This window comes from Enterobacter sp. FUJ80071, assembly GCF_038739915.1.
Taxonomy (GTDB): domain Bacteria; phylum Pseudomonadota; class Gammaproteobacteria; order Enterobacterales; family Enterobacteriaceae; genus Enterobacter; species Enterobacter kobei.
The window spans coordinates 3,482,797-3,497,425 of the sequence record NZ_JBBXKH010000001.1 but is presented as its reverse complement, the minus strand read 5'-3'; the positions used below and the strand labels follow the sequence as shown (position 1 = coordinate 3,497,425).

Annotated in this window: 12 protein-coding genes; all 12 read left to right on the top strand. The window is 55.7% G+C overall.

Features of this window, described 5'->3' with window-relative positions; genetic code table 11:
- The 12 genes from pbpC to bamB all read left to right on the top strand — a co-directional run bounded on the left by pbpC (window position 1) and on the right by bamB (window position 14,590).
- A complete protein-coding gene (pbpC, locus tag AAER43_RS16900) occupies window positions 1-2,328 on the top strand; it encodes a peptidoglycan glycosyltransferase PbpC (protein WP_023338671.1) in 2,328 nt (775 codons plus the stop codon).
- 88 nt (window positions 2,329-2,416) lie between these two features.
- On the top strand, window positions 2,417-4,795 hold the full coding sequence (locus tag AAER43_RS16895; protein WP_023338670.1) for a DMSO/selenate family reductase complex A subunit: 2,379 nt from the start codon (window positions 2,417-2,419) through the stop codon (window positions 4,793-4,795).
- The gene (locus AAER43_RS16890; RefSeq protein WP_014884815.1) at window positions 4,792-5,421 is read left to right on the top strand and encodes a DMSO/selenate family reductase complex B subunit; all 630 of its coding nucleotides are present in this window, start codon (window positions 4,792-4,794) and stop codon (window positions 5,419-5,421) included. Before AAER43_RS16895 ends, AAER43_RS16890 begins: the two co-directional genes overlap by 4 nt.
- Window positions 5,414-6,202 (top strand): DmsC/YnfH family molybdoenzyme membrane anchor subunit, encoded by a 789-nt coding sequence (locus AAER43_RS16885; RefSeq protein ID WP_050862357.1) that lies wholly within the window; start codon window positions 5,414-5,416, stop codon window positions 6,200-6,202. Before AAER43_RS16890 ends, AAER43_RS16885 begins: the two co-directional genes overlap by 8 nt.
- On the top strand, window positions 6,202-7,077 hold the full coding sequence (locus tag AAER43_RS16880; protein ID WP_057057912.1) for a 4Fe-4S binding protein: 876 nt from the start codon (window positions 6,202-6,204) through the stop codon (window positions 7,075-7,077). The genes AAER43_RS16885 and AAER43_RS16880 overlap by 1 nt, the downstream gene beginning before the upstream one ends.
- Before the next feature lie 121 nt (window positions 7,078-7,198).
- Window positions 7,199-7,630, top strand: a complete 432-nt coding sequence (gene ndk / locus AAER43_RS16875) for a nucleoside-diphosphate kinase (RefSeq protein WP_003860625.1) — start codon at window positions 7,199-7,201, stop codon at window positions 7,628-7,630.
- Between the two features lie 169 nt (window positions 7,631-7,799).
- A complete protein-coding gene (locus AAER43_RS16870) occupies window positions 7,800-8,966 on the top strand; it encodes a bifunctional tRNA (adenosine(37)-C2)-methyltransferase TrmG/ribosomal RNA large subunit methyltransferase RlmN (RefSeq protein ID WP_014884812.1) in 1,167 nt (388 codons plus the stop codon).
- Window positions 8,967-9,259: 293 nt separating this feature from the next.
- Window positions 9,260-10,267, top strand: coding sequence for a cytoskeleton protein RodZ (gene rodZ / locus AAER43_RS16865; RefSeq protein WP_023338666.1), 1,008 nt, complete (start codon window positions 9,260-9,262; stop codon window positions 10,265-10,267).
- A gap of 26 nt (window positions 10,268-10,293) precedes the next feature.
- Window positions 10,294-11,412, top strand: a complete 1,119-nt coding sequence (gene ispG, locus AAER43_RS16860; protein WP_023337626.1) for a flavodoxin-dependent (E)-4-hydroxy-3-methylbut-2-enyl-diphosphate synthase — start codon at window positions 10,294-10,296, stop codon at window positions 11,410-11,412.
- Window positions 11,413-11,492: 80 nt separating this feature from the next.
- Window positions 11,493-12,767 carry a histidine--tRNA ligase gene (gene hisS / locus AAER43_RS16855; RefSeq protein ID WP_014884809.1) on the top strand — a complete coding sequence of 425 codons (1,275 nt, stop codon included), beginning with the start codon at window positions 11,493-11,495 and terminating at the stop codon, window positions 12,765-12,767.
- A gap of 13 nt (window positions 12,768-12,780) precedes the next feature.
- Window positions 12,781-13,401: a YfgM family protein gene (locus AAER43_RS16850; protein ID WP_014884808.1), complete on the top strand. Its 621-nt coding sequence runs from the start codon at window positions 12,781-12,783 to the stop codon at window positions 13,399-13,401.
- A gap of 10 nt (window positions 13,402-13,411) precedes the next feature.
- The gene (gene bamB, locus AAER43_RS16845; RefSeq protein ID WP_014884807.1) at window positions 13,412-14,590 is read left to right on the top strand and encodes an outer membrane protein assembly factor BamB; all 1,179 of its coding nucleotides are present in this window, start codon (window positions 13,412-13,414) and stop codon (window positions 14,588-14,590) included.
- The last annotated feature ends 39 nt before the right edge of the window (window positions 14,591-14,629 follow it).

The window sequence follows — 14,629 nt, the reverse complement described above, 5'->3', positions numbered from 1 at the left end:
ATGCTGAAAGCACGTCTGACACGCTCCCGCTGGCTCTGGCTGGCGGGAGCGCTTCTCATTTTATGGGGGCTGGTTTTCGCCGCCGACCGCCTGTGGCCGTTACCTCTGAAAGAGGTTAACCCCGCCCGGGTGGTGGTGGATGAGAACGGCACGCCGCTGTGGCGTTTTGCTGACGCGGAGGGCATCTGGCGCTATCCGGTGACCATTGAAGAGGTCTCTCCCCGCTATCTTGAGGCGCTAATCCAGTATGAAGATCGCTGGTTCTGGGATCATCCCGGCGTAAACCCACTCTCTGTCATGCGCGCCGCCTGGCAGGATCTCACCTCCGGGAGAGTGGTCTCGGGTGGAAGTACGCTTACCATGCAGGTGGCGCGCCTGCTGGATCCGCATCCGCGCACCTTCGGTGGAAAGATCCGTCAGCTCTGGCGGGCGATGCAGCTGGAGTGGCATCTCTCCAAACGCGATATTCTTACGCTGTATCTCAACCGTGCCCCGTTTGGCGGCACGCTGCAGGGGGTAGGGGCAGCAAGCTGGACCTATCTGGGGAAACCACCTTCGCAGCTTAGCTACTCCGATGCAGCGCTGCTGGCCGTACTGCCGCAGGCTCCGAGTCGTCTGCGCCCGGACCGCTGGCCGGAGCGGGCCGAAGCGGCACGCAATAAAGTGCTCGACCGCATGATGACCCAGGGCGTCTGGTCAGAAAAACAGGTAAAAGAGTCCCGTGAAGAGCCGGTATGGCTGGCTCCCCGTCAGATGCCGCAGCTGGCGCCGCTTTTTGCTCGCATGATGCTCGGCAAAAGCCGCGACACAAAAATTGTCACCACGCTGGATGCCGGACTACAACGACAGCTGGAAGAGCTGGCGATGAACTGGAAATCCCGCCTGCCGGCACGCAGCTCGCTGGCGATGATCGTCGTGGATCATACGGATATGAAAGTGCGCGGCTGGGTCGGTTCGGTGGATATTAACGACGACAGTCGATTTAGCCATGTTGATATGGTCAATGCGATCCGATCGCCGGGATCGGTGCTGAAACCCTTTATTTACGGTATGGCGCTGGATGATGGCCTGATCCATCCCGCCTCATTGCTTCAGGACGTTCCTCGAAAAACCAGTGATTATCGCCCCGGAAATTTCGACAGCGGCTTCCACGGGCCGGTCAGCATGAGTGAAGCGCTGGTACGCTCCCTCAACCTGCCGGCGGTGCAGGTGCTGGAAGCCTACGGGCCAAAGCGTTTTGCCGGAATGCTGAGCAATGCCGGGCTGCCGCTGATCCTGCCTGCGGGGGCGCAACCGAATTTGTCGCTGATTTTGGGAGGTGCAGGCGCGCGGCTGGCCGATATCGCCGCTGCCTATAGCGCCTTTGCCCGACACGGCAAGGCGGGAAGGCTGCGCTTCCAGCCTGGCGACGCGCTTGTTGAGCGCCCGCTGTTATCGGCAGGTTCAGCGTGGATTATTCGCCGTATTCTCGCCAACGAGGCGCAGCCGCTGCCGGACAGTGCGCTACCGCAAATTGCGCCGCTGGCGTGGAAAACCGGCACCAGCTACGGCTACCGTGATGCCTGGGCAATTGGGCTGAACGCCCGTTACGTCATTGGCATCTGGACCGGACGACCGGACGGTACGCCCGTGGCCGGGCAGTTTGGTTTTGCCAGCGCGGTGCCGCTCCTGAATCAGGTAAATAACCTGCTTCAGTCTCGCTCGACGGTAGACGAAGCCCGCCTGCCGCGCGATCCGCGTCCGGAGAGCGTCGGGCAGGGGGTGATTTGCTGGCCTGGCGGTCAGTCGCTGCCGGAAGGCAGTGAAAACTGTCGGCGTCGCCTTTCCACATGGTTGCTGGAAGGAAGTGAGCCGCCTACGCTGCTTTTACCGGAACAGGAAGGTATTCGCGGCATTCGTTTCCCGGTCTGGCTTGATAAAACGGGTAAGCGCGTTGCAGCAGATTGCCCGGATGCCACGGAGAAAATCCTCGATGTCTGGCCGCTGCCGCTGGAGTCGTGGCTGCCAGCAGCAGAAAAAAGGGCGGCGCGTCTTCCTGCGAAATCAACAGTCTGTCCGCCTCTGGATAATAACAATGCGGCACCGCTTATGATTTCGGGAATCAGAGAGGGAGCTGTGATTAAGCGACTCCCGGGTGAAGGAAATGTGACGCTTTCTGTCAGTACGACAGGTGGAGAAGGTGAGCGCTGGTGGTTTTTAAACGGAGAACCGTTAAAAGGACGGAATTATAATTATTCATTAAAATTATATTTGCCGGGTAATTATCAATTATTTGTGATGGATGAGGCAGGACAAACGGCGACGGTAAATTTCGAGCTGGGCCGTTAAGTTTTACCCCTAAAGCGTTAGCTTGATAATTATCAACATTCGTTCCTGAAAAAAAACGAGAATGCGTTTTTATTTGAAGGAACGAGCAATGAAAAAAAATAAAAATCAGGGAGAGGGTTTTATTCCCGAGATATCCCGCCGTCATTTTATTCAGGCAGGATCGGCGCTCGCCGCCCTTCCGCTTGTTGTGACAACCCGCAACGTACAGGCGCAGGACGCCGCGGCAACACGTGCGGCGCCGGAAGAAAAAGTGGTGCAAACCTGCAGCACGTTTGACTGCGGGGGGAAGTGTGATATTCGAGCTCACGTCAGCGAAGGCGTTGTCACCCGAATTTCTACGCGCCCGGATAATGCATTGGATCCGCAGATGCCGGTTATGCGTGCCTGCGTTCGTGGCAGAGCGTATCGGAAATTTGTTTATCATCCCGATCGGCTTAAATATCCAATGAAGCGTACAGGTAAACGTGGCGAAGGGAAATTCGAACGTATTACCTGGGATGAAGCCACGACGCTAATAGCGAATCAATTAAAAACGATTACGCAAAAATACGGTGCGGCTTCACGCTATGTTCATGTGGGCACCGCAGTTTCTGGCGGAACGTTTTCCGGCGATAAAATGGTTCGTCGTCTGCTCAACTTAACCGGCGGCTACCTCGAAAGCTATCACTCGGTCAGTATGGGCAACACGGCGGCAGCCACGCCGTATACCTATGGCACCGCTGCCAGCGGCAGTTCTCTGGACACGCTGCTTGATACGAAACTGGTCATCCTCTGGGGGCATAACCCGACGGAGACGATTTTTGGTCACAGCAACTACTTCTTCCAGAAGATGAAGCAAAACGGCACCCGCTTTATCGTTGTCGATCCGCGCTATTCAGACACGGTTTCCTCCCTTGCCGAACAGTGGATCCCGCTGCTTCCTGCCACTGATAATGCCCTGATGGATGCCATGATGTACGTGATCGTCACAGAGAACCTGCACGATCGCGACTTCATTCAGCGCTATACCCTGGGCTTTGACGAAGCATCAATGCCGGAAGGCGTTCCGGCCAATGAATCCCTGATGGCTTACCTGAGCGGGGCAAAAGACGGCGTGGCGAAAACCCCTGAGTGGGCCGAGAAAATTACCCATGTGCCTGCGCAGACTATCCGTCAGCTGGCTCGCGACTACGCAAATACTAAACCTGCTGCACTGATCCAGGGTTGGGGGCCGCAGCGTCACAACTGCGGCGAGCGCACCGCGCGCGGCTCAACGTTACTGGCGACGCTAACGGGTAACGTCGGCGTAAAAGGCGGCTGGGCGGCAGGCTATGGCGGCTGCGCTAACCGCAAATTTGCCGTTGGGCCCGAAATGCCGGATAACCCTGTAAAAGCCAAAATATCGGTGATGAACTGGGTGCAGGCCGCCGACGATGCTTCTCAGGTGACGGCGGATGTTGGTTTGAAAGAAGCTGACAAGCTGGACAGCAATATCCGCATCCTGTTCTCGCTGGCCGGCAATTACCTGGCTAACCAGAACCCGGATCTCCATCAGGCGACCCGCGTGCTGGAAGACGAGTCGAAAATCGAATTTATTGTCGCAAGCGATCTGTTTATGACGCCGAGCGCCAGATACGCCGATCTTCTTCTGCCGGAAACCAGCTTTATGGAGCGCTGGAATATTGGCGAAACCTGGGGGACCGCGAGCTATCTGATCCTGTCGGAAAAGCTGATTGAGCCTGAGTTTGAGCGCCGTTCAGATTACGACTGGCTGCGTGAGGTTGCCGCTAAGCTCGGCATTGAACCCGCGTTCAGCGAGGGCCGTGACGAAAAAGCGTGGATTGAGCACATCTGGGAGCAGACGCGGCTGGCGATGCCGGAGGAAAATCTGCCGGACTTCACGACGCTACAGAAAACGCGTCAGCATCTTTTCAAAAGCGCGCCGTACGTTGCCTTTGAAGACAACATTCGCGATCCGCAAAATCATCCGTTCCCGACGCCGTCCGGGAAGATTGAGATCTTCTCGAAGCGTCTGTACGACATGCATCACCCGGAAATTCCGGCGCTATCGCACTACGTTCCCGCTCATGAAGGCCCGGAAGATGAACTGGCGAAAACTTTCCCGCTTCAGCTGATTACCTGGAAAGGGAAAAACCGTGCCAACTCAACCCAATATGCTAACCCGTGGTTAATTGAAGCCCAGCAGCAAAAGCTGTGGATTAACCCGCAGGATGCGCAAAAGCGCGGCATTGCACAGGGCGATACCGTGCGCATCCATAACGCGCGCGGCATTTGTGAAATCCCGGCCGAGGTGACGCCGCGCATCATTCCAGGCGTCGTTGCCATGCAGGCTGGTGCCTGGTGGCAGCCGGACGAGCAGGGTATTGATAAAGGTGGTTGCGCGAACGTCCTCAGTTCAGCCCGTATTACCGCGCTTGCGAAAGGGAATTCTCATCAAACCATGCTGGTGGAGGTAGCGAAAGCATGAGTCAGTTTAAACACTACGCGCCGGTGAGCGATAAACAGCTGGGTTTTTATATCGACTCCTCCCGCTGTTCGGGCTGCAAGGCCTGTCAGGTGGCGTGCAAAGATAAAAATAACCTTGAGGTTGGACGTCGTTTCCGCCGCGTTTATGAAGTCAACGGCGGAAATTTCATTCCAACCGGGCAGGGGGGCGTCAGCAATAACGTTTTTGCTTACACGCTCTCTATTTCCTGTAACCACTGTGCGGACCCGGTCTGCACCAAAAACTGCCCGACTACCGCGATGCACAAGCGTCCGGGCGACGGCATCGTGCGCGTCGATACGGACAAGTGCGTTGGCTGCGGCTACTGCGCATGGTCATGTCCTTACGGCGCGCCGCAGCTCAATGAGCAGACCGGACAGATGTCGAAATGCGATTTTTGCGTGGATCTCCAGGCAAAGGGGGAGCAGCCAGTCTGTGTGGCAACCTGTCCACTCGAAGCGATCAAATTCGGACCCATTGATGAACTTCGGGAGAAATACGGCGCGGTCTGCGATGTGAAAGGTTTGCCTGATTCTTCCATCACACAACCGAACCTGGTAGTCAAAGCGCATCAGGGTGCAGAGAAAGAGGGGAAGCGTCATGCATGAGTTACCATTGCTGATATTTACGCTGTTCCTGCAGGGATCGGTAGGCGTGACCCTCTGGCTGGCGTTTGGCGAGGCGCGTGCATCGCAATCTCGTCTGCTGCTGCCCGCTGCCGGGGCGTTTGTCCTGGCCAGTCTGGGGCTTCTCTCCTCGGCGCTGCACATGGGCTATCCGCTCAACGCCCTTAACGCGCTGCGCCACGTTTCCAGCTCCTGGCTGAGCCGTGAGATCGTCTTCGCCAGCCTTTACCTTGTGGCACTGGGCCTTGCGACGCTGCTGTTGTTTGCCAAAAAACCAGGCTGGAAGATGCTGTTGGTTGTGGCCGGTGTTGCCGGGCTGGTGGATGTGTTCTGCATGGCGCAGATCTACATGCATACGTCGGTGGTGACCTGGCAGCACATTAACACTCTGGTGCTGTTCATCGGCTCAGTGGGGATCATAGGTTCAGCCTGCATGGCCGTTGGGCTGCGCTGCCAAACTTCCGTGCGTGCGGCGGTTGTCATTGTCGCGCTGCTGGTGCTTGTGCGTCTGGTCATGCAGCCCGTCTGGCTGGCAGACATTGCGACCATGGATAACACCGTGGTGACGTTCCCTCACGCACCGTTGCAGATGCTGGAGCAACTGCGCACGGTACATCTGCTGAGCTGGTGCGTTTCGGTTGCGGGTATGCTGTGCTTTGCCGCGGGCGGTCTGAAAGCGGCGCGAGGCCCAATGCTGCTGGGCAGTGCGCTGTTGATCGTGGGTGAGCTTATGCTGCGCTTCGTTTTCTTCAGTATTGGCTGATGGGCGAATTGTCATTATCCCCGGCGATAGAGGTGACGCATGCGTGCGTGCGTCGCCGTTTTCGCCATGCTGCCTGCAGTGCCTGCGCGGACGTTTGTCCCGCGCAGGTTTTTTCTTTTACTGAAATGGGTATCTCGGTTGATGAACAGCGCTGTATAGGCTGCGGTGACTGCCTGTTCGTCTGTCCCACCGAGGCCATTACCGACATCACGCCGCGAAAACGCTTTCTGCGTGGCGATACCCTCGTTGGGCCTTTTACTGAACATGCCTCAGGGGTGAATGAGCTTCTGCTATGGCATGCGCAACACGGCGTGCGTTTTATCAGTATTGAAGCGGAACACTACCCGGCCTGGTTACTGGCGCTTGCCCGGCTTAATCTTGTGCTTCGTCGACGGGGTGAAGCGGTATGGGCTTTTAAGCCTGACCCGATCAACGAGGTGAATATTGCCCGCCGTGCGCTTATGTATGTTCCGCGGGAGGATGTGCGCCGCTGTAACGTCGTGCCGGGCCAGCGTCAGCTGCGCAGGGCATTCGCAGGATTTAGTGAGTCAGATATCGTTCTCGACATCGGAAAATGTATGTTGTGTGGGGCATGCTGGCGAAGCTGCACGGAAAACGCAATTCGTTTTGAGAATGCCACGCTGGTGGTGGAAACCGGACGCTGTACCGGGTGTGGGGGGTGCGAAGCGGTGTGTCAGCATGGCGCGATAAGCATAACGCAGACAGAACAGAGCGCGAAAAGCAGCGTGACGCCTGCCTGTGAGGCTGTTTGCCTGACGTGTCATCGTCATTTCTGGTCATTCAGGATGGATGAAAAGCACTGCCCCTTCTGTTCACGCCATCACTTCGCTATGCGCGATTCGACCTGTTGCTAATCTTCGTCTCATTTTAAAAAAATGTTATGCAGAACCATAGGCAATGGCGCTATTGCTCATTATAATCCGCGCCACACCATACTCAGGTATGCAAAACAACAGAACATTGACAGAGGTTATCATGGCTATTGAACGTACTTTTTCCATCATCAAACCAAACGCGGTGGCAAAAAACGTTATTGGCAGCATCTTCGCTCGCTTTGAATCAGCAGGGTTCAAAATTGTTGGCACCAAAATGCTGCACCTGACCGTTGAGCAGGCTCGCGGTTTCTACGCTGAGCACGAAGGCCGCCCATTCTTTGACGGTCTGGTTGAGTTCATGACCTCCGGTCCTATTGTGGTATCCGTGCTGGAAGGCGAGAATGCAGTACAGCGCCATCGCGATCTGCTGGGTGCAACCAACCCGGACAACGCGCTGGCCGGTACCCTGCGCGCTGACTACGCGGACAGCTTCACCGAGAACGGCACCCACGGTTCTGACTCCGTTGAATCTGCTGCACGCGAAATCGCCTTCTTCTTCGCAGAAGGCGAAGTGTGTCCACGCACCCGTTAATTTAACGGTTTCGTTTACACATTAATTTCGTAAATGCCACGTGCAAACGTGGCATCCCTGCGCCAGACTTTGTACAATGCAACGCCCCGGATGAGCAGACCGCTGTCCGGGGCGTTTCTATTCAACCCTCCAGGGGCCACAACGTGTAACAACGAGGCCGGAAAATATTATGTCTGAATTAGTGAATACCTCCGAAGTCGCCATTCCTGCGGTTCCCAATAAAAATGGAAAAATTAACCTGCTGGACCTGAACCGTCAGCAGATGCGCGAGTTCTTTAAAGATATGGGTGAGAAGCCGTTTCGTGCCGATCAGGTGATGAAATGGATGTACCACTACTGCAGCGACAACTTTGATGAAATGACTGACATCAACAAAGTGCTGCGTAACAAGCTCAAAGAAGTGGCTGAAATCCGCGCCCCGGAAGTGGTGGAAGAGCAGCGCTCTGCCGATGGCACCATCAAATGGGCGATTGCCGTAGGCGATCAGCGCGTTGAAACCGTCTACATCCCGGAAGAAGACCGCGCCACGCTGTGTGTCTCCTCCCAGGTGGGCTGCGCGCTGGAGTGCAAATTCTGCTCTACCGCACAGCAAGGGTTCAACCGTAACCTGCGTGTCTCTGAAATTATCGGCCAGGTCTGGCGTGCGGCGAAAATCGTCGGGGCGGCAAAAGTGACCGGTACGCGTCCTATCACCAACGTGGTGATGATGGGGATGGGTGAGCCGCTGTTGAACCTGACTAACGTGGTACCGGCAATGGAAATCATGCTGGATGACTTCGGTTTCGGCCTGTCCAAGCGTCGTGTGACGCTGTCGACGTCAGGCGTTGTCCCTGCGCTGGATAAGCTTGGCGACATGATTGACGTTGCGCTGGCTATCTCTCTGCACGCACCAAACGATGAAATTCGTGACGAAATTGTACCGATCAACAAAAAGTACAATATCGAAACCTTCCTCGCTGCCGTGCGCCGCTACCTGGAGAAATCCAACGCCAACCAGGGCCGCGTCACCATCGAGTACGTGATGCTTGACCACGTTAACGACGGTACCGAGCACGCGCATCAACTGGCTGAGCTGCTGAAAGATACGCCATGCAAAATCAACCTGATCCCATGGAACCCGTTCCCGGGGGCGCCGTATGGCCGTAGTTCAAACAGCCGTATCGACCGTTTCTCCAAGGTACTGATGGAGTATGGTTTCACCACTATCGTGCGTAAAACCCGTGGTGATGATATTGATGCAGCGTGTGGACAACTGGCTGGCGATGTCATTGACCGAACCAAACGTACCCTGCGTAAACGCATGCAGGGTGAGACGATTGCGGTCAAAGCTGTTTGATTATTATGCACTCACGGCGCATTATCTGCGCCGTGAGTGCATAATCTTACTGAATAATCAGTCAGATTCGTGAAGACTGATCAATAATTACGGTGCGTTTCATCCGACTTTCGGGCAGTATGTAACGACGTAACAACAGTTTAGCCGTTCGGGCAGGGCTGTACTGTCATCTCCGGGCTGACAGTCTTATACTGTCTGTTCAAGGTTAACTGACCTGAAGTTTCGCGGTGCGGGTGGCATTGTGACTCACCGGCACCTGAACCCTTTTTTTCACGTACCAGTAGTTGTAGCGAATGAATACTGAAGCCACTCACGACCAACATGAAGCACTCTCCACTGGCGTTCGTCTTCGCAACGCCCGTGAACAACTCGGACTCAGCCAGCAAGCCGTTGCAGAACGCTTGTGCCTGAAGGTTTCCACGGTTCGCGATATTGAAGAAGATAAGGCGCCTGCCGATCTGGCTTCAACATTTCTGCGCGGTTATATCCGCTCTTACGCAAAACTGGTGCACATCCCCGAAAACGAATTACTGCCAATGATGGAGAAGCAGGCACCGGTTCGCGCAGCGAAAGTGGCGCCGATGCAAACTTTCTCCCTGGGGAAACGTCGTAAAAAACGTGATGGCTGGCTGATGAGCTTTACCTGGCTGGTGCTGTTTGTGGTGATCGGCCTGACCGGCGCGTGGTGGTGGCAAAACCATAAGGCGCAGCAGGAAGAGATCACCACCATGGCCGATCAATCCTCTGCTGAACTCAATCAGGCAGGGAATGGTGGCGCTCAGAGCGTCCCGCTGAACACCGACGGTGCAGCCACCTCAAGCGAGCCGCAAACAACGGCTCCGGCAACCGATGCGGCGCAGGCTCCGGCAGCCACGGCTAACACCGCTGCGCCTCAGGCTCAGGATCAGAACGCGGTCGTTGCCCCTTCTCAGGCGAATGTTGATACTGCGGCGAACGCGCCTGCGGCGACTCAGCCAACGGACAATACCGCGGCATCCCTGCCTACCGACCCGGCGGCTACTGCCGCACCAGCAGCCGATCCAAACGCGCTGGTGATGAACTTCACTGCCGACTGCTGGCTGGAAGTCACTGACGCGACAGGTAAAAAACTGTTTAGCGGCCTGCAGCGGAAAGATGGCACGTTAAACCTAACGGGTCAGGCACCTTACAAACTTAAAATCGGCGCTCCGGCAGCGGTACAGATCCAGTATCAAGGAAAACCTGTCGACCTGAGCCGCTTTATCAGAACTAACCAGGTTGCACGTCTTACCGTTAATGCCGAACAATCAGCAGCACAGTAACAGACGGGCAACGCGGGAGATTTTTCATGCATAACCAGGCTCCGATTCAACGTAGAAAATCGAAACGGATTTACGTTGGGAATGTGCCAGTCGGCGATGGAGCACCCATCGCCGTTCAGTCGATGACCAACACGCGCACCACGGACGTGGAAGCAACGGTCAACCAAATCAAAGCATTAGAGCGTGTAGGCGCGGACATTGTTCGCGTCTCCGTGCCCACCATGGATGCCGCAGAGGCGTTCAAGCTGATCAAACAGCAGGTCAGCGTTCCGCTGGTAGCGGATATCCACTTCGACTACCGTATCGCGCTGAAAGTGGCCGAATACGGTGTTGATTGCCTGCGTATTAACCCGGGCAACATCGGTAACGAAGAGCGCATCCGCATGGTGGTGGACTGCGCCCGTGACAAAAATATCCCTATCCGTATCGGTGTCAACGCGGGATCGCTGGAAAAAGATCTGCAGGAAAAATACGGTGAACCCACGCCGCAGGCGCTGCTCGAATCCGCGATGCGCCATGTCGATCATCTCGATCGTCTTAACTTCGATCAGTTCAAAGTTAGCGTAAAAGCGTCCGATGTATTCCTCGCGGTGGAGTCGTACCGCCTGCTGGCAAAACAGATCGATCAGCCTCTGCATCTCGGGATCACCGAAGCGGGTGGCCTGCGTAGCGGTTCTGTCAAATCCGCGATCGGTCTGGGACTGCTGCTCTCTGAAGGGATCGGTGACACCCTGCGCGTTTCGCTGGCGGCCGATCCGGTAGAAGAGATCAAGGTCGGTTTCGATATCCTGAAATCACTGCGTATTCGTGCGCGTGGGATCAACTTCATTGCCTGCCCAACCTGCTCGCGTCAGGAATTTGATGTGATCGGTACGGTGAATGCCCTGGAGCAGCGTCTGGAAGATATCATCACCCCGATGGACGTCTCCATCATCGGTTGCGTGGTGAACGGTCCGGGTGAAGCGCTGGTGTCCACACTGGGCGTGACCGGCGGTAACAAGAAAAGTGGTCTCTATGAAGATGGCGTTCGTAAAGATCGTCTGGATAATAGTGACATGATCGACCAGCTCGAAGCTCGCATCCGCGCTAAAGCCGCGATGATGGACGAGACACAGCGTATCAGCGTTCAGCAGGTTGAAAAATAACGTGATGGGAAGCGTGCCGCTTCCCATGTATGATTGAACCCATTCTTTGGGTTTTTTTTGTATATAGAAAGAGAATAAACGTGGCAAAAAACATTCAAGCCATCCGCGGCATGAACGATTACCTGCCTGGCGAAACCGCCATCTGGCAGCGCATTGAAGGCACACTGAAGCAGGTGCTCGGCAGCTACGGTTACAGCGAAATCCGTTTGCCGATTGTAGAGCAGACCCCGTTATTCAAACGCGCGATCGGCGAAGTGACCGATGTGGTTGAAAAAGAGATGTACACCTTTGAGGACCGCAACGGCGACAGCCTGACTCTGCGTCCGGAAGGGACGGCGGGCTGCGTACGCGCCGGCATCGAACATGGTCTTCTGTACAATCAGGAGCAGCGCCTGTGGTATATCGGCCCGATGTTCCGCCACGAACGTCCACAGAAAGGTCGTTATCGTCAGTTCAATCAGCTGGGTGTGGAAGTGTTTGGCCTGCAGGGTCCGGACATCGACGCCGAACTGATTATGCTGACGGCCCGCTGGTGGCGCGCGCTCGGTATTGCTGAGCACGTTTCGCTGGAGTTGAACTCTATCGGTTCTCTGGAAGCGCGTGCGAACTATCGCGATGCGCTGGTTGCATTCCTGGAACAGCATAAAGACAAGCTGGACGAAGACTGCAAACGCCGCATGTACAGCAACCCGCTGCGCGTGCTGGATTCCAAAAACCCGGATGTGCAGGCGCTGCTGAATGATGCACCTGCACTGGGTGACTACCTGGACGACGAGTCTCGCGAACACTTTACCGGCCTGTGCAAGCTGCTTGAAGCGGCGGGCATTGCCTACACCGTGAACCAGCGTCTGGTGCGCGGCCTGGACTACTACAACCGCACCGTGTTTGAGTGGGTGACCACCAGCCTCGGTTCACAAGGCACCGTGTGTGCCGGCGGTCGTTATGACGGTCTGGTTGAGCAACTGGGTGGCCGTGCAGCACCTGGTGTTGGCTTCGCGATGGGCCTTGAGCGACTTGTTTTGTTAGTTCAGGCGGTTAATCCGGAATTTAAAGCAGATTCCGTTGTCGATATATACCTGGTGGCCTCAGGCGCGGAAACGCAGTCTGCGGCGATGCAGCTTGCCGAACGCGTGCGCGATGCGCTGCCGGGCGTTAAGCTGATGACCAATCATGGCGGCGGCAACTTCAAAAAACAGTTTGCTCGTGCCGATAAGTGGGGCGCAAGTATTGCACTGGTGCTGGGTGAGTCCGAAGTGGCTAACGGCGAAGTGGTAGTTAAAGACCTGCGCTCTGGTGAGCAAACAACGGTAACGCAGGACGGCGTTGCGGCGCATTTGCGCACTCTATTGGGCTAAGGAGAAAGACTGCGTGGAAATTTACGAGAACGAACACGATCAGGTCGACGCGATTAAACGCTTCTTTGTTGAGAACGGCAAAGCGCTGGTTGTTGGGGTGATTTTAGGTGTGGGCGCGCTGATTGGCTGGCGTTACTGGAACAATCATCAGGCGGATACCGCGCGCGGCGCGTCTCTGACCTATGAAAATACCGTGAGTGCGATCCGTGCCGATCAGCCACAAACGCTGGTTGCGGCAGAGAAATTTGCTGCTGACAACAAAAACACCTACGGCGCGCTGGCTGCGCTGGAAGTGGCTCAGCAGTACGTTGATAAGAACGAACTGGATAAAGCTGTTGCTCAGTTGACTCAGGGTCTTGCTGCTGCCAGCGATGAAAACCTGAAAGCAGTGATTAATCTGCGCCTGGCACGTATTCAGGTTCAGCAGAAAAAAGCTGACGATGCGCTGAAAACGCTCGATACCGTTAAAGGCGAAGGTTTTGCTGCCATCGTTGCCGATCTGCGCGGTGAAGCGCTGCTGAGCAAAGGTGACAAAGCGGGCGCGCGTAAAGCGTGGCAAGCTGGCGTGGATAGCAAAGCTTCACCTGCGCTGAGCGAAATGATGCAGATGAAAATAAATAATTTGTCCGTCTGAGAGGGACCCGATGCAATTGCGTAAATTACTTCTGCCAGGACTGCTTTCTGTTACGTTATTGAGTGGTTGTTCACTGTTCAGTGGCGAAGAAGACGTTGTAAAAATGTCCCCACTGCCGACGGTTGAAAACCAGTTTACCCCTTCTACCGCGTGGGATGTCTCCGTTGGTAATGGTATTGGTGACTTTTATTCCAACCTTCATCCGGCCTTTGCGGACAGCGTTGTTTATGCCGCCGATCGTAAAGGTACCGTGAAAGCGGTCAATGCTGATGACGGAAAAGAAGTCTGGTCTGTTAACCTGGCGGAAAAAGATGGCTGGTTCTCCCGTAAACCTGCACTGCTGTCTGGCGGCCTGACGGTTGCCGGTGGTCATGTCTACGTGGGTAGCGAAAAGGCGCAGGTTTATGCCCTGAACACCAGCGACGGCTCCATTGCCTGGCAAACCACCGTAGCCGGTGAATCCCTGTCTCGCCCGGTCGTCAGCGACGGCCTGGTGCTGATTCATACCAGCAACGGCCAGCTGCAGGCGCTGAACGAAGCGGACGGTCTGGTGAAATGGACCGTTAACCTTGACATGCCTGCGCTCTCTCTGCGCGGTGAATCTGCGCCTGCTACCGCATTCGGTGCAGCAATTGTAGGCGGTGATAACGGTCGCGTGAGTGCCGTGCTGATGCAGCAGGGTCAGATGATCTGGCAGCAGCGTATCTCTCAGGCTACAGGCTCAACGGAAATTGACCGTCTGAGCGACGTCGACACAACGCCGGTCATCGTAGACGGTGTGGTTTACGCGCTGGCCTATAACGGTAACCTCACCGCGCTGGATCTGCGCAGCGGCCAGATCATGTGGAAACGTGAACTGGGTTCTGTAAATGATTTCATTGTGGACGGTAACCGTATCTATATGGTTGACCAGAACGACCGTCTGCTGGCGCTGAGCACTGAAGGCGGCGTGACACTGTGGACGCAAAGCGATCTGCTGCACCGTCTGCTGACCGCGCCAGCACTGTACAACGGCAGCCTGGTGGTAGGCGACAGCGAAGGGTATATGCACTGGATTGATCCGGATAACGGCCGCTTTGTTGCACAGCAAAAAGTCGACAGCTCTGGTTTCCTGACCGATCCGGTTGTGGCTGACGGCAAACTGCTGATTCAGGCAAAAGACGGTACGCTGTACGCGATCACGCGTTAATTACCCGGCGGTTGTAGTATACTAAACGGCTCCTGTTCA